This window comes from Pseudomonas triticifolii, from assembly GCF_014358015.1.
Lineage (GTDB): Bacteria > Pseudomonadota > Gammaproteobacteria > Pseudomonadales > Pseudomonadaceae > Aquipseudomonas > Aquipseudomonas triticifolii.
In genome coordinates this window covers 209564-225704 of sequence record NZ_JACONV010000003.1, presented here as the reverse complement: position 1 = coordinate 225704, position 16141 = coordinate 209564, and the positions used below count along the sequence as shown (strand labels likewise).

Genomic DNA, 16141 nt, shown 5'->3' with positions numbered 1-16141 from the left:
CCTGTCCGAGGCATCACTCATGTCCATCTACAACAAGCTTGACCTGACCGGCTGGAAGCCAGAGCAGTTGACGCCGGAGCAAGTGCGCTTCGCCACATGGATAGCCTTTTTTGCGTGGGTGTTTGCGGTATACGACTTCATTCTGTTCGGCACCTTGCTGCCCGAGATCGGGCGGCATTTTTCCTGGAGTGAAGTGGAGCAGGCCGAAATCGCGACCTGGGTCGCGGTCGGTACGGCGGTGGTGGCACTGGCCATCGGCCCGCTGGTGGATCGCCTGGGACGGCGCGTCGGGATCATGTTTACTGTGAGCGGGTCGGCCATCTGTTCGGCGCTCACGGCCATTGGCGGATCGTGGGGCAAGTCGCCGTTGATCCTGATCCGCTCGCTGGGCGGTCTGGGGTATGCGGAAGAAACCGTCAATGCGACTTATCTGAGTGAAATCTATGCGGCGTCCGACGATCCGCGTCTGGCCAAACGCCGTGGCTTCATCTACAGCCTGGTGCAGGGCGGCTGGCCGGTGGGTGCGCTGATTGCAGCGGGGCTCACCGCGGTGCTGTTGCCGATCATCGGCTGGCAGGGCTGCTTTGTGTTTGCGGCCATTCCGGCCATCGTCATCGCAATCATGGCGCGCAAGCTCAAAGAGAGCCCGCAGTTCCAGATCCATCAGCGCATCACACAACTGCGCAAGAAGGGGGATGTGAGTCAGGCACAGGCTGTGGCGCACACCTACGGCGTGGATTACGACGAACACAGCAAGGCGGGTATCGGCGCTGCATTTCGTGGCACCTCGCTGCGCGCAACGCTGGTGATAGGCGCAGCCATTCTGCTCAATTGGGCAGCGATTCAGGTGTTCAGCGTCTTGGGCACCACGGTGATCGTCAGCGTGCATCACATCTCGTTCGAGAACTCGCTGATCATTCTGGTGCTGTCCAACCTGGTGGGCTATTGCGGTTACCTGACCCATGGCTGGATGGGCGACAAGATCGGCCGTCGCAACGTAATCGGTCTGGGCTGGATGCTGGGCGGTCTGGCCTTTGCGGGCATGCTTTACGGGCCGAGCAACATGCCGATGGTCGTCGGGCTGTACAGCCTGGGTCTGTTCTTTCTGATCGGGCCTTACTCGGCCGCGCTGTTTTTCATCAGTGAGAGCTTTCCTACCAGCATCCGCGCCACCGGCGGCGCGATCATCCATGCCATGGGTCCGATCGGCGCAGTAGTGGCTGGCTTCGGCGCCACATCGGTGCTGAGCGCAGGCGGCGACTGGCAGACCTCGGCGTTGTACTTCGGTGCGCTGCCTTGCTTCCTGTCTGGCGCGCTGATGTTCGCTGCTCGCCACGTGCGTCCTGAAACCGTTAAATGAGGAGTGCGATATGACACGTAAAGTTGCACTGGTCACCGGTGCCGCCAGCGGCATCGGTCAGGCCCTGGCCTTGGCGTTTGCCCGGCAGGGTGTGGCAGTGGCGGGCGGGTTTTACCCGGCTGACCCCCACGACCCGGATGAAACCCGTCGGCTGGTGGAAGAGGCGGGCGGCGAATGCCTGATGCTGCCGCTTGATGTAACGAGCACCGAATCGGTGGACGACCTGGCAAGTAAGGCGCTGGACGCCTTTGGCCGGATCGATTACGCGGTGGCCAACGCAGGCTTGCTGCGTCGTGCGCCGCTGCTGGACATGACCGACGAGCGCTGGAATGAAATGCTCGACGTGGACCTGACCGGCGTTATGCGCACTTTTCGCGCCGCTGCCAGACACATGGCTGAGGGCGGCGCGCTGGTGGCGATCTCATCGATTGCCGGTGGCGTATATGGCTGGCAGGACCATTCGCATTACGCCGCAGCCAAGGCGGGTGTGCCGGGTCTGTGCCGTTCGTTGGCGGTTGAGTTGGCGCCGAAAGGCATCCGCTGTAATGCCGTGATTCCGGGCCTGATCGAGACGCCGCAGTCGCTGGACAGCAAAAACTCGCTGGGCCCGGAAGGCCTGAAACAGGCCGCCAGAGCCATCCCGCTCGGGCGAGTCGGGCGGGCGGATGAAGTGGCATCGCTGGTGCGGTTTCTGTGCAGTGACGAGGCCAGCTACCTGACCGGGCAAAGCATCGTGATCGACGGCGGCCTGACCGTGCGCTGGCCAGAGTGATCCGTTTGATCGCTGCCAGAACACAAGGCGATCTTGCTGACTGCAATACCTGTGGGAGCGAGCTCGCTCGCGAAAGGGCCGGTCCGTCCAATCGAGAGGCTGTGCTTGAAACATGGCCTTCGCGAGCAAGCTCGCTTCCACTGGGCTGCGCTGATTCAGCCGGTTGCCTGGTTTGATCGCTGCCAGAACACAAGGCGATCTTGCTGACTGACTGCAACACCTGCGGGAGCGAGCTTGCTCGCGAAAGGGCCGGTTTGACCAATCGAGAGGTTGTGCACGAGCAATAGTTTTCGCGAGCAAGCTCGCTCCCACGTGGCTGCGCTGATTCAGCCGGTTGCCTGGTTTGATCGCTGCCAGAACACAAGGCGATCTTGCTGACTGAATGCAATACCTGTGGGAGCGAGCTCGCTCGCGAAAGGGCCGGTTTGACCAATCGAGAGGTTGTGCTTGAAACATGGCCTTCGAGAGCAAGCTCGCTCCCACTGGGCTGCGCTTATTCAGCCGGTTGCCTGGTTTGATCGCTGCCAGAACACAAGGCGATCTTGCTGACTGAATGCAATACCTGTGGGAGCGAGCTCGCTCGCGAAAGGGCCGGTTTGACCAATCGAGAGGTTGTGCACGAGCAATAGTTTTCGCGAGCAAGCTCGCTCCCACGGGGCTGTGGTTACTCGGCCGGTGCCTGTGTGATGTGAGCGAGCGCGCTTCATTTCGTTGATCAGTAAGGAATTCACCATGCGACAACTCGAAGACAAACGCGCCGTGATCACCGGCGCAGGTAGCGGGATAGGCGCTGCCATCGCGCGTGCCTACGCCACCGAAGGCGCACGTTTGGTGCTGGGCGACCGTGATCCTGACAGCCTGGCGAAGATCGCCGGGGAATGCCGAAAGCTCGGCGCTCAGGTGCAGGAATGTGTCGCCGACGTCGGGACCGTTGAAGGCGCACAGGCCAGTGTCGATGCGTGCGTCGAGCAGTTCGGCGGCATCGATATTCTGGTCAACAACGCAGGCATGCTGACGCAGGCGCGTTGCGTCGACCTGAGCATCGAGATGTGGAACGACATGCTGCGCGTCGACCTGACCAGCGTATTCGTCACCAGTCAGCGGGCCTTGCCGCACATGCTGGCGCAGCGTTGGGGGCGGATCATCAACGTCGCCTCGCAACTGGGCATCAAGGGCGGCGCGGAGTTGACGCACTACGCCGCTGCGAAGGCCGGTGTGATCGGCTTCACCAAATCCCTGGCGCTGGAAGTGGCCAAGGACAACGTGCTGGTCAACGCCATCGCGCCCGGTCCGATTGAAACCCCCTTGGTGGCTGGCATCAGCAGCGCCTGGAAAACCGCCAAGGCGGCCGAGCTGCCGTTGGGCCGCTTTGGTCTTGCAGAAGAAGTGGCGCCTGTTGCGGTGCTGCTGGCCAGCGAGCCGGGCGGCAATCTGTTTGTCGGTCAGACACTGGGCCCCAACTCAGGCGATGTAATGCCGTGATGCATTTGAACGAGGAATAACCCATGTGTGGACTGTGCGGCCTGTTGGGTGAAGACGTGCACTGGAGCGATCCGTTGACTGGTGAGCTGCCCAGGCGGCGTGAGCGCCTGCGACGCATTGCCGCCATCAACAAGGTGATGGCGCCGTTTCGCCTGAAGGTCGAGGACTTTCAAGGCGTCTCCTATCTGTTGCTTGGCGCCACCGGCAAGCAGGAACTGGCGACCGGCCTGGAACAGCTCTGGCAGAAAGCCGAACTTCTGATCGGCCGGCCGCTGGACCCGCTCGACGCCCACCTGCTTGATCATTTGCAGAGGTTCTCATGAGCATTGCGTTGAACGTGATCACCGGTTTTCTGGGCAGCGGCAAAACCACGTTGCTCAAACGCCTGCTGGCCGACGAGGACATGGGCGACACCGCGCTGCTGATCAACGAGTTCGGTGATGTCGGTATCGATCATCTGCTGGTCGAGGAGGTCGCACCCGACACTGTGTTGTTGCCCAGCGGCTGCATCTGTTGCTCGATTCGCGGCGAACTGAAAGACGCATTGCTCGGTTTGCTGGAGCGCCGCAGTCGCGGTGAAATCCCTGCGTTTCGTCGCGTGATTCTGGAAACCACGGGTCTGGCCGACCCGGCACCGATCCTGGCGACACTGAGCAACGACCCGCAGTTGCGCGGGCGTTTTCATGTCGGGTTGATCGTCACCCTGGTCGACGCCTGCCATGCCGCGCTGCAGGAGCGCCTGCACCCTGAGTGGCTGGCGCAGGTCGCTGCCGCGGACCGGTTGCTGCTGAGCAAGACCGATCTGGTCGACGAGACAAGCCTCGACGCATTGCGTCTGCATTTACAGGCGCTTAATTTCTCTGCGCCGCTGCTCGATACGGCGCAGGTACACAGTGGCGATCAGTTATTGCTGGGGGAAGGCATCCGCAGCGCGGAACCGGCGCAGGAAGTGACCCGCTGGCAGCTGCATCGGCCGCAATCGACACTGCCCCGGCATGGGGACGCGCAGGTCTGCTGCCTGACCCTGGAGCGTGCGCTTGACTGGGTCGGGTTCGGAGTGTGGCTGTCGATGCTGTTAAGATGCCATGGCGAACGAATCCTGCGTGTCAAAGGACTGCTCAACGTGAATACCAATCAGGCCCCTGTCGTGATCCATGGTGTGCAGCATTGCCTGCATGCGCCTGTCCACCTTGCGGCCTGGCCGGGAGAGGATCGTACCTCGCGCCTGGTGTTCATCCTGCGCGGGCTTGACCCTGAGTTGCTGCGTCGCTCGTTCGAGGTGTTTTCCGGCACCTTCGCACCGTCCCTGACCTCATCCCCAAGCGAGACCGCTGCATGACCATCACGTTGCGTGTGCTGGGCACCTCGGTCACCTTGCTCGACTCCCTGCGCGAGCGGGCCGAGCAGGAATTGGGCATCAAACTGGTCTATCAGATTCACGACGTGCAGACCGCGCAGCGCATTGCGGTCATGCAGCCGGACAGTTACGACCTTTACGATCAGTGGTTTCACAACGTTGATTTTGTCTGGCCGGCGCGGGCGATTCAGCCGATCGACACGCGGCGTATCGCGCTGTGGCACGAGATCAACGACTTGCCCAAGCGTGGGCGTCTGAGACCCACCGATCAACCCGGCAGCGGTAGTGTGCCCAGCGAGCGTCTGTTCGTGCAGCACGACGGCAGCCTGGGCAGCGCGGTCACCGAGCGCATCAGCATGCTGCCGCTGACCCACAACGCCGACAGTTTCGCCTACCGCCCGGAGCGCCTGCCGGAAAGCCTGAGCCGCGCCGATGAAAGTTGGGGCTGGCTGCTGGACCCGGTCTGGAGCGGGCGCATCGCGTTGCAGAGTGATGCCGCCATCGGTGCGCTCGATGCCGCACTGGCGGTGCAGGGCGCGGGACTGGCGCAGTTCAAGGACATCGGCAACATGAGCATCGAGGAGATCGACCGGCTCGCCGACGTACTGGTACGCAAACAGCAACAAGGGCATTTCGGTGCGTTCTGGTCGGACGACGAGGAAGCGGCAAACTTGATGCTCAGCCCGACCATCGACATTCAGAGTTTATGGTCGCCTACCTTGGTGCGGCTGCATCGCGCTGGTGTGAAATACCGCGTTGCTGTGCCGAAGGAAGGCTATCGCGGCTGGTTTGGCGGGCTGTCGCTGTCACGCCACGCCAAAGGTCCCGTGCTCGACGCTGCCTATGCCTATCTGAACTGGTGGCTGTCCGGCTGGCCGGGCGCAGTGATGGCGCGTCAGGGCTACTACATCGGTAATCCGGCCCGCAGCCGCGATCATCTCAGCGCTGCCGAGTGGGACTACTGGTACGCCGGACTGCCTGCACGCGAGCAACTGCTCGGCAGCGATGGTCTGCCACTGATCGATGCCGGGGAAGTGCGTGACGGCGGTTCATATGAAGAGCGCATGGGGCATATCGCGGTGTGGAACTCGGTGATGAACGAGCACAACTATCTTGTGCGACGCTGGAGCGACATTTTGCGGGCGGGTGGGAAGGCGGGCGGGAAAGCGCGTTAACGCTTGATCGTGTCCATCGCTCCGCGCTCATCGTTAGACACAAGTCTTGCTGCCGCCTTCCACGGGGAATGCATTCAGTCATCTGAGAGCACAAAAAAAGGCGGCTATCTTTCGATAGCCGCCTTTCCTTTACCTCAGCAACGCATCACTTCGGCAGTTTGAACGCCATCACGTAGTCGCCTTGCTTGGTGCCCAGCGAGCCGTGACCTCCAGCCACGACCAGCACGTATTGCTGACCGTCCTTGCCGGTGTAGGTCATCGGTGTCGTCTGGGCGCCTGCCGGCAGGCGGCCTTCCCACAGTTGCTTGCCGTTACGAACATCGTAAGCGCGCAGGTACTGATCGAGCGTGCCGCTCAGGAATGCCAGGCCGCTGGCGGTGGTGAACGTACCGCCCAGGCTTGGAACGCCCATGGTCAGCGGGATCGGAACCGGTGAGCTGTCGCGCACGGTGCCGTTCTTGTGCATCCAGATGGTCTTGTGAGTGGTCAGATCGACCGCAGCCACATAACCCCATGCGGGTGCCTGGCATGGCAGGCCCACTGGCGACAGCAGTGCTTCGAGGATCACTCCGTAAGGCGCGCCTTTGTTCGGCTGTACGCCTTCGGTTTCGCTCTTGCGACCCGGGCCGCCTTCCACTTCGGCCGCTGGCACCAGTTTGGAACGGAACGCCATGTAGCTCGGGTTCACGAACGCAATCTGGCGAACCGGGTCGATGGAAATACCGCCCCAGTCGAACACGCCGAAGTTGCCTGGATAAACGATCGAGCCTTGCAGCGATGGCGGAGTGAACGGGCCGTCATAACGCAGCGACTTGAAGTCGATCCGGCACAACATCTGGTCGAACGGGGTCACGCCCCACATGTCGCGTTCTTTCAGCACAGGCGGCATGAAGTTCAGGTCAGACTTTGGCTGGGTCGGCGAAGTGTGATCGCCTTCGACCGCGCCTTGCGGCACCGGCACTTCGTTGATCGGCACGATAGGCTGGCCATTGCTGCGGTCCAGCACGTAGATGCTGCCCTGCTTGGTCGAGGCCAGAACGGCGGGTTTCATGCCGTCCGCGGTTTTCATGTCCATGAGGGTCGGCTGACCGCCCACGTCCATGTCCCACAGGTCGTGGTGAGTGAACTGATAATCCCAACGCACGCGACCGGTCGCGATGTCCAGTGCAACCAGGCCCGCGCTGTACTTCTCGGATTCCGGTGTACGGTCGCCGCCCCACTGGTCCGGCGTCTGGTTACCCATCGGCAGGTAGATCATGCCCAGCTTTTCGTCGACGCTGAACATGGACCACATGTTCGGCGAGTTGCGGGTGTAGACCTGACCCTCAGCGATAGGCGCTGTGGCTTCAGGGTTGCCGCTGTCCCAGTTCCAGACCAGACGACCGGTGTGCACGTCGTAGGCACGTATCACGCCGGACGGCTCGTCCATCGAGACGTTATCGGTAACGTGGCCACCGATGATCACCAGGTCCTTGGTCACGGCCGGAGGCGAAGTGGAGTAGTAGCCGCCCGGGGCGAAGGTGCCCATGTTGGCCGTCAGATCGACCGAGCCTTTGTTACCGAAGTCTTCGCACATCTTGCCGGTGTCGGCGTTCAGGGCGATCAGACGGGTGTCGGCAGTCGGCAGGAAGATCCGGCGTGGACAGGCGCTGGCTGTCGCAGAGCCCTGCGCAGCCGGGGCTGCCGGGCTTTGTTCTGGCGTACCAGCGGCTGCATAGGCTGCGTCATCGTGGTACGACACGCCGCGGCAGGTCATGTGTGCCCAGCCTTTGAAGTTCTCGGCGTTCTGGGTGCTGATCTTCGGGTCGAAGCGCCAGATTTCCTTGCCCGAATCCGGGTCAAGCGCGATGACCTGGCTGTGCGGCGTGCAGACATACAGCATGCCGTTGACCTTGAGTGGGGTGTTCTCGGCAGTCGTCTCACCTGGGTCATTCGGCCCTGGGATGTCGCCTGTGCGATAGGTCCAGGCCGGTACCAGCTTGCTCACGTTTTCCGGTGTGATCTGCGCCAGTGGCGAGTAGCGATCACCGAAACCAGTGCGGCCGTAGGACTGCCAGTCGCCGTCAGGCATGGCAGGCGCGGTGTTGGAGGTGCCTGCCGTCTCGCGGTCCAGCTGACCTTCAATGCGGCCAGGGTGGGTGAACTGGCTGGCCAGCGCGGTCAGACCGGCAAGCACCACCGCGATGCTCAACGCACCAGTCCCCATACGGGCCGGGCCATTACGCAGCAGCGGGCGACGGAACCAGGGCAGCAGCAACACCAGACCCAGCGCGAACCACAGCGCCAGACGCGGTACCAGCTGCCACCAGTCCAGGCCGACTTCCCACAGAGACCAGACGGTGCTGGCGAACAGCAGCAGCGCGTACAGGCCAAGCGCAGCGCTGCGCCCGGTGATCAGCAGCACGCCAGTCACCGCGAAGCCGATACCGGCCAGCAGGTAATACAGCGAACCGTCCAGTTGCAGCAATCTGATGCCACCGACCACCAAGGCCAGTCCCATCAACAGAATCACCAGGCCGAGCAGTGTCGGCAACAGACGATTTCTACCCGAAGCACCATCAGTGCTCATAATGCGAATCTCCGCGAGAATTGAAATGATTGACGCCCTGGAATGCCTGAGAGGCAGACCCGGGTATCACTCTTGAACAGTCTTTGAAATCAAACGTACTGTTGAGACGATTTACCGGCGGTTGAATTCAACCGGCGGTCAGAACGAGAGTTGCACCTTCAACCCGGCCACCAGCGCATCATCGACCTCGTCCAGCCCACCTGGATGACGCACGTATTGCAGGTTCGGTCGCACGGTCAGCCAGTTGGCCAGGTGCACGCCGTAGTACAGCTCGGCGTTGTATTCCGTGTCCTGCAGAGGCATGAAGGAGGGGTCGTTGTAGTCGTAGACCGCCGCTGCCTGATTTCGTGCATCGGCGTTTTTGCGGTACGCCGGATTGACATGAATGCGTGACAGACCCAGGCCAATTTCGTCCTGAGTGCGGGCATCGAAGGGACCTCTGTAGACCATACCGACCGAAACATAGTGATCGACCTTGTTGGTTTTCTTGTCGTGCAACGTGCCGTTGGCAAACAGGCTCAGGCCACGGTTGGCGTCGCCGTCATGCTGCGTGACCTGCTGGCGTAGATTGAGCCACAGGCCGTGTTTACTTGAGGCACCACCATACGCCGTCCCGGTGAGTGCGGCGGGTTGCCCGTCGGTGTTTCTGTAGACGTCTTCGCTATCAGCGGTGCTGTAGTAATAACCTGCGCGGTATTCACCCGGCAGCCCGTTGACCTTGGGCGACCAGACCAGCTCGACCGGCAATAGCGCACCCTGGGTGCCGCTGCCACTGAGTTTGAAGGCGTTGTCGTTTTCCAGATTGGACGGGTTCTGCTCGAAGGCACCGACCTGAACGAAGACCTCGGGCGTGAGCTGATACTTGATACGCATCGCCCATTGGCTGATCGGCCAGTTGTACCAGGTATCGACATAGTTGCCGGCCTGCGAGCCGCACAGCGACAGGTTCTGGAAGTCGCACGGGATGCTGTTGAAGTCTTCGCCTTCGTTGAAGCGGCCGAGTTTGATGCTCAAGGCCTGATCGAAGAACGCCTGCTGATACCACATCTGCGTCAGCCGGGTGACGCTGCCACGGCCCCACACTTCCTGCGAAGAGGAGAGCGTGCCGGTACGTGGATCGCCGATTCGGTCGTTGCTGATGTTGTCGCCGTTGCGGTTGTTCAGGGTCAGTTGGAATTCGGCGTCATGCCAGCCAAGAATTTTCTGCAGGTCCAGGTGAGCGCCTACGGCGATCTGGTCGCTGTAACGGGTCGCTTTGTCGTGGTTGTAGCCGCCGTGCAGATTGGCGCCCGTCTCGCTGGTGTAGTCGAGTTTGAAGTCGATACCTTGCGTGGAGAGGTCGGTGCGCTTGCCGCCCCAATCCCCCAGCATCCAGGGCGAATCGGTGGACAGGGCAGGCGCGGCATGGACGGTGCTCGCCAGGCTGATGAGTGTCAGACCCCACAGGCTGACAGCACGATGAACCGTAGCGATGCGAGGATGCTTGGATGAACTGGGCATGAAAAGGGGCATTCTTTATTAAGTTTTTTGGGAACGACAAGGCTATCCCGCGACCGTCTGGGCGGTCGTCGGCGAAACACTTCCAATGCAGAGAATCGTTTCAGCTAGAGCGGTAATGATAGGACGCTAACGAGTTTGTAAAAAGACGTTAACCTGACATGGATCATTGCAGGTTTGGTAACAGTGCTTTGAGCGACTATTGTTAAGGGTGCTGCGACGCTTTGCGCACGAAGTCCTTTGCGCCGTGCGAGCGCTCGGCTAAGGTGCGCACCTTCCTTTATCGCGTCACTCACCGGCTTCAAGGTTCGACATGACAACACCCACTACCGACCCGCTGCACGGCGTCACGCTGGAGCAGATTCTCAACGCCCTGGTCGAGCACTATGAGTGGTCAGGCCTGGCCGAGCGCATCGATATTCGTTGTTTCAAGAGCGACCCGAGCATCAAATCCAGCCTGACATTCCTGCGCAAAACCCCTTGGGCGCGGGAAAAGGTGGAGCGCCTGTACACAAAGCTGCACCGCAGCAAGGGTTGGTAATCAACGCATGGCATGGAGGCTGATATTCAAGGAAGCACACCGATGCACAGTCAACACCTGCCTCGTTCCCGACGGCAGCGCACCCTCATTCTCCTGGCCGCCTGTCTGGGCTGGTCAGGGCTTGCGATTCAGCTTTATCTGATCTTCATCGGACGCTGGATGGATCACGCCAGCCTGTTGGGCGGGCTGGTCCGGTTCTTCAGCTTCTTTACGGTGCTCACCAATACGCTGGTGGCGATTGCACTGAGTTGTGCGCTCAGCGGGCGGCAGTCTGCGGGCCATCGGTTTTTTCGCAATCCCGTGGTGTGCGGCGGCATTGCAGTGAGCATCGCCGTGGTCGGCATCGCCTACAACATCCTGCTGCGCCATTTGTGGCACCCGCAAGGCTGGCAGTTCATCGCCGATGAGCTGCTGCACGACGTGATGCCGCTGGCGTTTCTGGCGTACTGGTGGCTCTGCGTGCCCAAGGGTTTGCTGCGCCTGAGCCACGTTGTGCTGTGGGCGCTGTACCCGTTGGTGTACTTCGCTTACATCCTGCTGCGCGGCGATGTGATCGGCGACTACATGTACCCGTTCATTGACATCGGCACCATCGGCTACACCCAGGCCTTCATCAATGCGCTGGGTGTTTTGCTGGGGTTTGTGGTGATTGCGCTGGTGTTGCTGGGTGTGGACCGCCGGGCGTCGCGACGTCAGAAATAATCCAGCGTTCATTGCGGCCTGGCGTTGCCGAGAGCGCCAGACCGCCGATGTTTACGCTTCTTCGCTGTCCAGCTTCCAGTAACCGGCAGCCTTGACGAACGCCTCGTCAAGTCCGAACTCTTCCAGCAGCACACGACGCAGCTTGCGCGACAGCCCGGATTCGGTGGCGACCCAGGCATAGAGCCTGCCCTCGGGCATTTCCAGACGACGCGTCACGTCAATCAGGTTTTGCTCGCCGCGCACAATCCAGATCACATCGACCTGCGCCGCGCTCTGGAACACCTGCTGTTCCTGTTCGTTGGCGACTTCGACCACCACCAGTGCAGCGCGGTGGGCAGGCAGCGATTCCAGGCGGCGGGCAATGGCCGGAATCGCGGTTTCATCGCCGATCAGCAAGTAGCTGTCGAACATATCCGGCACCACCATCGAACCCTTTGGCCCTGCGATATGCAGGAACTGACCCGGCTCAGCCTGGGCAGCCCACGTAGCAGCAGGGCCTTCGCCGTGCAGCACGAAATCGATGTCCAGCTCGCCGGTGGCTTCGTCATAGCGACGTGGCGTGTAGTCGCGCATCGGTGGACGTGGCGCGTCCTTGTCGGTGGCGGGCGTCAGGGTTTCCAGCGCTGCGTGTTCCTGCGGCGTGCGCGGGAAGAACAGCTTGACGTGATCGTCGGTGCCCAGGCTGATGAAACCCTTCAATTCCGGGCCTTGCAGGGTGATACGGCGCATCAGCGGCGTCAGTTGGGTCACGCGCTGCACCGTGAGCTTGCGGCGCTTGATGTCGTGCATGACGCGGTGGATCGATTGTTCCTGAGTCGTTGGTTCTGACGTCATTGCGACTTCTCCGAAGCTGATTGCGGCCCATCGACGATGGCTTTGGCGGTGTTGTTGAGCAGGTCACGAACCCGAATGATTTCTTCCGGGCTCCAGCGGCCGTCATGCATGTGCATGGCATGGCGCAGGTTGTGCACCGCTTCGTGGATTTCCGGTGGTCGGTCATGTCCGCGCAGCGAACGTTTGCTGACGTCGATGCGTGTACGCACGCCATCCAGCGCAACCGCCTGTTCCAGCAGGGAGGCGCGACCTGCATCCGTCACGGTGTAAAGCTTCTTGCCTGCCTGGGCATCGCCGAGGATCAGCTCGCTTTCTTCCAGGAAGGTCAGGGTTGGATAGATCACGCCCGGGCTTGGGCAATACGCACCATCGAACAGGCTTTCGATCTTGCGGATCAGGTCATAACCGTGGGCAGGCTGCTCGGCGATCAGTGCCAGCAGCAGTAATTTCAGGTCGCCCGGGGCAAACACGCGCGGGCCACGTCCGCCACGTTCACGGCCGGGGCGTTTTTCAAAGCCGTCCCGGTCTTCACGAACATGATGGGGGTGGGGGTGATGAGCGTCATCACGCATAGTCTTCATCTCTCGTTGTCCTATTTAGATATACCTTAAGATATATCTAAGTCGAGCTTCAAGCGATCATGACGAACGGTAGCGGGCTCATGTCTGCGTGCGGTTGTCGAGAGGCGGCGCGTTGCACATCGCTTTTCCATTGCTCTCCAGATAAGGCGTCAATATCGGTGCCATGCCTTTGAGCACCTGCACCGGCAGCGCCGAGGTGAACCGGAAACCCTCTGCGGCGCGCCCCGGCACGAACGCCGTCAGGGCGCCAAAATGGCTCTCACCGATATAAAACACGAAGGTCGCAGTGCGGTTGATGGCTCGCGAGCTGATGATGCGTCCGCCTGCGCCGATGCTTTCGATACGGTTATCGCCGGTGCCGGTCTTGCCGCCCATGGCCAGCACGCTGCCGTCTTGCAGTTTGAAGGTGCCTTGCACCCGTTTTGCGGTGCCGCCGTCCACCACTTGCGACAGCGCTTCGCGCATCGCTGCGGCCACTTCGGATGGCAACACCCGCTGGCCCAGTTCCGGGTTGATGGTCAGTTCGGTTTCATAAGGCGTAGCGGCGGCAAACTGCAGGCTGTCGATGCGCACGGCAGGCAGACGGATGCCGTCGTTCTGGATGATACCGATCAGCTCGGCCAGCGCCGCAGGGCGGTCGCCGGAGCTGCCGATGGCCGTCGCCAGCGAGGGCACCAGATGATCGAAGGGATAGCCCACGCGCTGCCAGCGTTGCTGGATGTCCAGAAACGCCTCGACCTCCATCATGGTACGGATCCGGCTGTCGCGCGCGCCCTTGTGCCGGCTCTTGAACAGCCAGCCGTAGACTTCCTGACGTTCGAAACGACTGGCCGCCACGGCGTCCTTGAACTGCGCGTCGGGGTGCTTGAGCAGATAACCCACCAGCCACAGATCCAGGGGATGCACCCGTGCGATGTAACCCTGATCCGGCAGGTCATACGCGCCCGGACCGTAGCTGTCATACAGATCCGCCAGACGTTTTTCGGTCAGTTTCGCTGTGGCTCTCGGGTCTTCAAGGTGCGCACGAACGAAGGCATTGAAGGTATTGCGGTCAGCCCCCGGCAGCAGGTAACGGTGCACCGCGGCCAGACGGATCGCGGTCGGATTGATGCCGTCCAGAAACGTGTCGAGGCGTTCCTGCGTGGTTTTGTCCTTGTAGCGCTTCCAGAAACGCAGCAGGAACACCGTGCCTTCGCGGTCGGCGAACTGGCTCAGGTATTCCTGGCGACGCGGGTTGTCGTCGTCCTTGAGCAGCGCCGCGCTGTTGCTGGGTGCCTGATAGGTGCTGTAGCGCACAACATCGCGCATGAGCCGAATGAACGGCAGGTTGATGGACTCACGCAGCGACTCACGCAAGGTCGGAATTCGCCCGTCGTCTTCGTGCCTGAAGTTGTTGAAACGGTGCATACCGCCGCCGGTGAAGAACGCCTCGCCGGGGCTGGCCGAGTAGGTGCGATCCAGCGCGGCCGCAAGCATTTTCGACAGGTCGCGGTCCTTGTTCTGTATCAGGTAGTCAACCGACCAGCGTGTCAGGCGATCGGGCTCTTCGATGGGGACTTTCCTCAGTTGCGCGACACTCATGTCGGCATAGCGCCCGTGCAGTTCGGCGATGATTTCCAGGTAGGTCGTCAGCACCCGCATCTTGGCGGTCGAACCCAGTTCCAGCTTGCTGCCCTCGTTAATGTCGAACGGCTGATCGGTGCTGTCGGTCTGCACGCGCACCCGCGAGCCATCCGGCCCGCGCTCGAACAGCGTGAAGCTGTAACGCACTTGCGCGGTACTGGCAGGCGTCAGCAGACGCTCACCCAGCAGGCCGATGCTGCCCGCAAACGCGGGGTTAGCCAGGTCGCGCAGGTATTGGCTGACCTGCGTCTGCAACTGACCGTGCAAGGTGCTGGTGGCCGACAGATCAAGGCGGTCCAGGTCGTACAGCGGACGATTCAGCAGGTTCGACAGCCGGGTGCGCGCAACGCTGATGCCCTTGTTGGTTTCGATGGGCTGAATCGTTGGTTGCTGCACCCAGTCGCGATAGGTGACAGTCGCCGCCAACGCCGCATCCGCAAGGTGTTGATCAATCACATTGGCCTGGGCCAGCAGGCGAATGTGGCTGTCGGTGAGTTCTGCCAGTTCCAGACGACCCTTGGCCAGATAATGGGAAGGGCGGCGCTGGGCAATCACCAGCGACAGCACCTCGCGCAACGCCAGCGCTTTTTCGGCCAGGCCTTTTTTATCCGCAGGATTGGACGCGAGTATTTCGTTGCTTCTGGCAAAGTCCGCACCGAACCAGACCCGCAAACCCTCGGCCAGACCATGCACCTCGCCGTGCCCGGGAACCGCGGACAACGGCACGCTGTTCAGATAATCCCTGACCACATGCTGACGTGCCTCCAGCGTCTGCGCGCCGGGCTGATAGGCCCGGACGCTGGCGGAAATCATCTGCCGGATTTTCTCCGAGCCAGACTGCGTAAGCCCGTCCGGCGAGTGGCGATACTTTTCCAGTTGCGTGGCCAGCGTACTGCCGCCTGCTGACTGACCAGGCAGCGACAGCAGCCGTGCCACTTGCGACCACGCGGCCTTGGCAAATCGCGGCCAGTCCACCGCCGGGTTAGCCAGCGGCTGCTGCGGGTCAAGCAGGTCGCGGTTTTCGATGAACAACAGGCTGTGCACCACCACCGGCGGAATGTCGGCAAATGCCGGGTAGAACTGTTGCGGATAGCGAAACTCATACAGCGGCGCGCCACGGCAGTCGGTGATCGACAGCCCGGCCTGAATCTTTTCCTGATAAGGCACGAAGAAGCCGTGCTGGCTGTAGCGCATCAGTTCGGGGGAAAAGCGCGCCTGTCGCGTGATCACATAATCGCGCTTGAGCAAACGCGGCAGGAATTCATCCAGCGATGAGTAGCCCAAGCGTTTGTCGAAAGGCCCGTCACCCGGATACACCACATCCGTGCTCGGCCCGGGCTGCACCGAATAACTGAGGCTGGCGGCAAAGCGGCTGAATTCGCGTGCCTGAAGCCTGGAACTGCGGCTTTCCACGGCCACCGCCGCGCCCAGCGCGACACCGCCCAGTGCCACGACCACCCAGAACACCCGCCATCCATAACGTTTACGACGGGGCTGCTGCGGCGCGCGTGGGTCATCCTGACGGTCAGCGGAAATCACATCTTGCCTGCTATCGGAATGCCCGAATACGCCCATAGTCGATGGCCCGTCACCCTGTTAACGCACCTGAGACAAGCTTAGACGCTGGCTGGGATTACAGGAGAAATTG

The 16141-nt window shown here is 61.4% G+C and carries 13 protein-coding genes; 8 read left to right on the top strand and 5 right to left on the bottom strand.

Translation table 11 applies throughout. From position 1 onward, the window contains the following. Positions 1-19 precede the first annotated feature (19 nt). The 6 genes from H8S56_RS08385 (at position 20) to H8S56_RS08360 (ending at position 6146) form a co-directional block, all read left to right on the top strand. On the top strand, positions 20-1360 hold the full coding sequence (locus H8S56_RS08385; protein WP_024695134.1) for an MFS transporter: 1341 nt from the start codon (positions 20-22) through the stop codon (positions 1358-1360). Positions 1361-1370: 10 nt separating this feature from the next. Beyond that, the gene (locus H8S56_RS08380; RefSeq protein ID WP_187518373.1) at positions 1371-2132 is read left to right on the top strand and encodes an SDR family NAD(P)-dependent oxidoreductase; all 762 of its coding nucleotides are present in this window, start codon (positions 1371-1373) and stop codon (positions 2130-2132) included. A gap of 732 nt (positions 2133-2864) precedes the next feature. Continuing rightward, positions 2865-3614, top strand: coding sequence for an SDR family NAD(P)-dependent oxidoreductase (locus H8S56_RS08375; RefSeq protein ID WP_187518372.1), 750 nt, complete (start codon positions 2865-2867; stop codon positions 3612-3614). Positions 3615-3637: 23 nt separating this feature from the next. Beyond that, positions 3638-3937 carry a hypothetical protein gene (locus H8S56_RS08370; RefSeq protein ID WP_187518371.1) on the top strand — a complete coding sequence of 100 codons (300 nt, stop codon included), beginning with the start codon at positions 3638-3640 and terminating at the stop codon, positions 3935-3937. Further along, complete coding sequence (locus H8S56_RS08365; protein ID WP_187518370.1) at positions 3934-4953, top strand: CobW family GTP-binding protein; 1020 nt, start codon at positions 3934-3936, stop codon at positions 4951-4953. Before H8S56_RS08370 ends, H8S56_RS08365 begins: the two co-directional genes overlap by 4 nt. Further along, positions 4950-6146 (top strand): ABC transporter substrate-binding protein, encoded by a 1197-nt coding sequence (locus H8S56_RS08360; RefSeq protein ID WP_024695828.1) that lies wholly within the window; start codon positions 4950-4952, stop codon positions 6144-6146. The genes H8S56_RS08365 and H8S56_RS08360 overlap by 4 nt, the downstream gene beginning before the upstream one ends. Positions 6147-6291: 145 nt before the next feature. Here H8S56_RS08360 and H8S56_RS08355 read toward each other — a convergent pair whose 3' ends face one another. Beyond that, positions 6292-8715, bottom strand: coding sequence for a glucose/quinate/shikimate family membrane-bound PQQ-dependent dehydrogenase (locus H8S56_RS08355; RefSeq protein WP_187518369.1), 2424 nt, complete (start codon positions 8713-8715; stop codon positions 6292-6294). A 138-nt stretch (positions 8716-8853) separates the two neighbouring features. Continuing rightward, positions 8854-10215, bottom strand: a complete 1362-nt coding sequence (locus H8S56_RS08350; RefSeq protein WP_187518368.1) for a carbohydrate porin — start codon at positions 10213-10215, stop codon at positions 8854-8856. Between the two features lie 310 nt (positions 10216-10525). Here H8S56_RS08350 and H8S56_RS08345 point away from each other — a divergent pair, with 310 nt between their 5' ends. Together H8S56_RS08345 and H8S56_RS08340 are read left to right on the top strand one after the other, a co-directional pair. Next, a complete protein-coding gene (locus H8S56_RS08345) occupies positions 10526-10753 on the top strand; it encodes a VF530 family protein (RefSeq protein ID WP_024688545.1) in 228 nt (75 codons plus the stop codon). 42 nt (positions 10754-10795) lie between these two features. Beyond that, positions 10796-11455, top strand: coding sequence for a Pr6Pr family membrane protein (locus H8S56_RS08340; RefSeq protein ID WP_187518367.1), 660 nt, complete (start codon positions 10796-10798; stop codon positions 11453-11455). 51 nt (positions 11456-11506) lie between these two features. Here H8S56_RS08340 and H8S56_RS08335 read toward each other — a convergent pair whose 3' ends face one another. The 3 genes from H8S56_RS08335 to H8S56_RS08325 all read right to left on the bottom strand — a co-directional run bounded on the left by H8S56_RS08335 (position 11507) and on the right by H8S56_RS08325 (position 16068). Beyond that, positions 11507-12289 (bottom strand): siderophore-interacting protein, encoded by a 783-nt coding sequence (locus tag H8S56_RS08335; RefSeq protein ID WP_187518366.1) that lies wholly within the window; start codon positions 12287-12289, stop codon positions 11507-11509. Then, positions 12286-12870 (bottom strand): PadR family transcriptional regulator, encoded by a 585-nt coding sequence (locus H8S56_RS08330; protein ID WP_024695833.1) that lies wholly within the window; start codon positions 12868-12870, stop codon positions 12286-12288. Before H8S56_RS08330 ends, H8S56_RS08335 begins: the two co-directional genes overlap by 4 nt. A 78-nt stretch (positions 12871-12948) precedes the next feature. Beyond that, positions 12949-16068 (bottom strand): transglycosylase domain-containing protein, encoded by a 3120-nt coding sequence (locus H8S56_RS08325; protein WP_187518365.1) that lies wholly within the window; start codon positions 16066-16068, stop codon positions 12949-12951. Between the last annotated feature and the right edge of the window lie 73 nt (positions 16069-16141).

Coding starts and splice junctions, on each gene's coding strand:
- H8S56_RS08375 (WP_187518372.1), top strand. CDS start 2,865: ATGCGACAACTCGAAGACAAACGCGCCGTGATCACCGGCGCAGGTAGC.
- H8S56_RS08385 (WP_024695134.1), top strand. CDS start 20: ATGTCCATCTACAACAAGCTTGACCTGACCGGCTGGAAGCCAGAGCAG.
- H8S56_RS08365 (WP_187518370.1), top strand. CDS start 3,934: ATGAGCATTGCGTTGAACGTGATCACCGGTTTTCTGGGCAGCGGCAAA.
- H8S56_RS08325 (WP_187518365.1), bottom strand. CDS start 16,068: ATGGGCGTATTCGGGCATTCCGATAGCAGGCAAGATGTGATTTCCGCT.
- H8S56_RS08340 (WP_187518367.1), top strand. CDS start 10,796: ATGCACAGTCAACACCTGCCTCGTTCCCGACGGCAGCGCACCCTCATT.
- H8S56_RS08330 (WP_024695833.1), bottom strand. CDS start 12,870: ATGAAGACTATGCGTGATGACGCTCATCACCCCCACCCCCATCATGTT.
- H8S56_RS08355 (WP_187518369.1), bottom strand. CDS start 8,715: ATGAGCACTGATGGTGCTTCGGGTAGAAATCGTCTGTTGCCGACACTG.
- H8S56_RS08370 (WP_187518371.1), top strand. CDS start 3,638: ATGTGTGGACTGTGCGGCCTGTTGGGTGAAGACGTGCACTGGAGCGAT.
- H8S56_RS08380 (WP_187518373.1), top strand. CDS start 1,371: ATGACACGTAAAGTTGCACTGGTCACCGGTGCCGCCAGCGGCATCGGT.
- H8S56_RS08335 (WP_187518366.1), bottom strand. CDS start 12,289: ATGACGTCAGAACCAACGACTCAGGAACAATCGATCCACCGCGTCATG.
- H8S56_RS08350 (WP_187518368.1), bottom strand. CDS start 10,215: ATGCCCAGTTCATCCAAGCATCCTCGCATCGCTACGGTTCATCGTGCT.
- H8S56_RS08360 (WP_024695828.1), top strand. CDS start 4,950: ATGACCATCACGTTGCGTGTGCTGGGCACCTCGGTCACCTTGCTCGAC.
- H8S56_RS08345 (WP_024688545.1), top strand. CDS start 10,526: ATGACAACACCCACTACCGACCCGCTGCACGGCGTCACGCTGGAGCAG.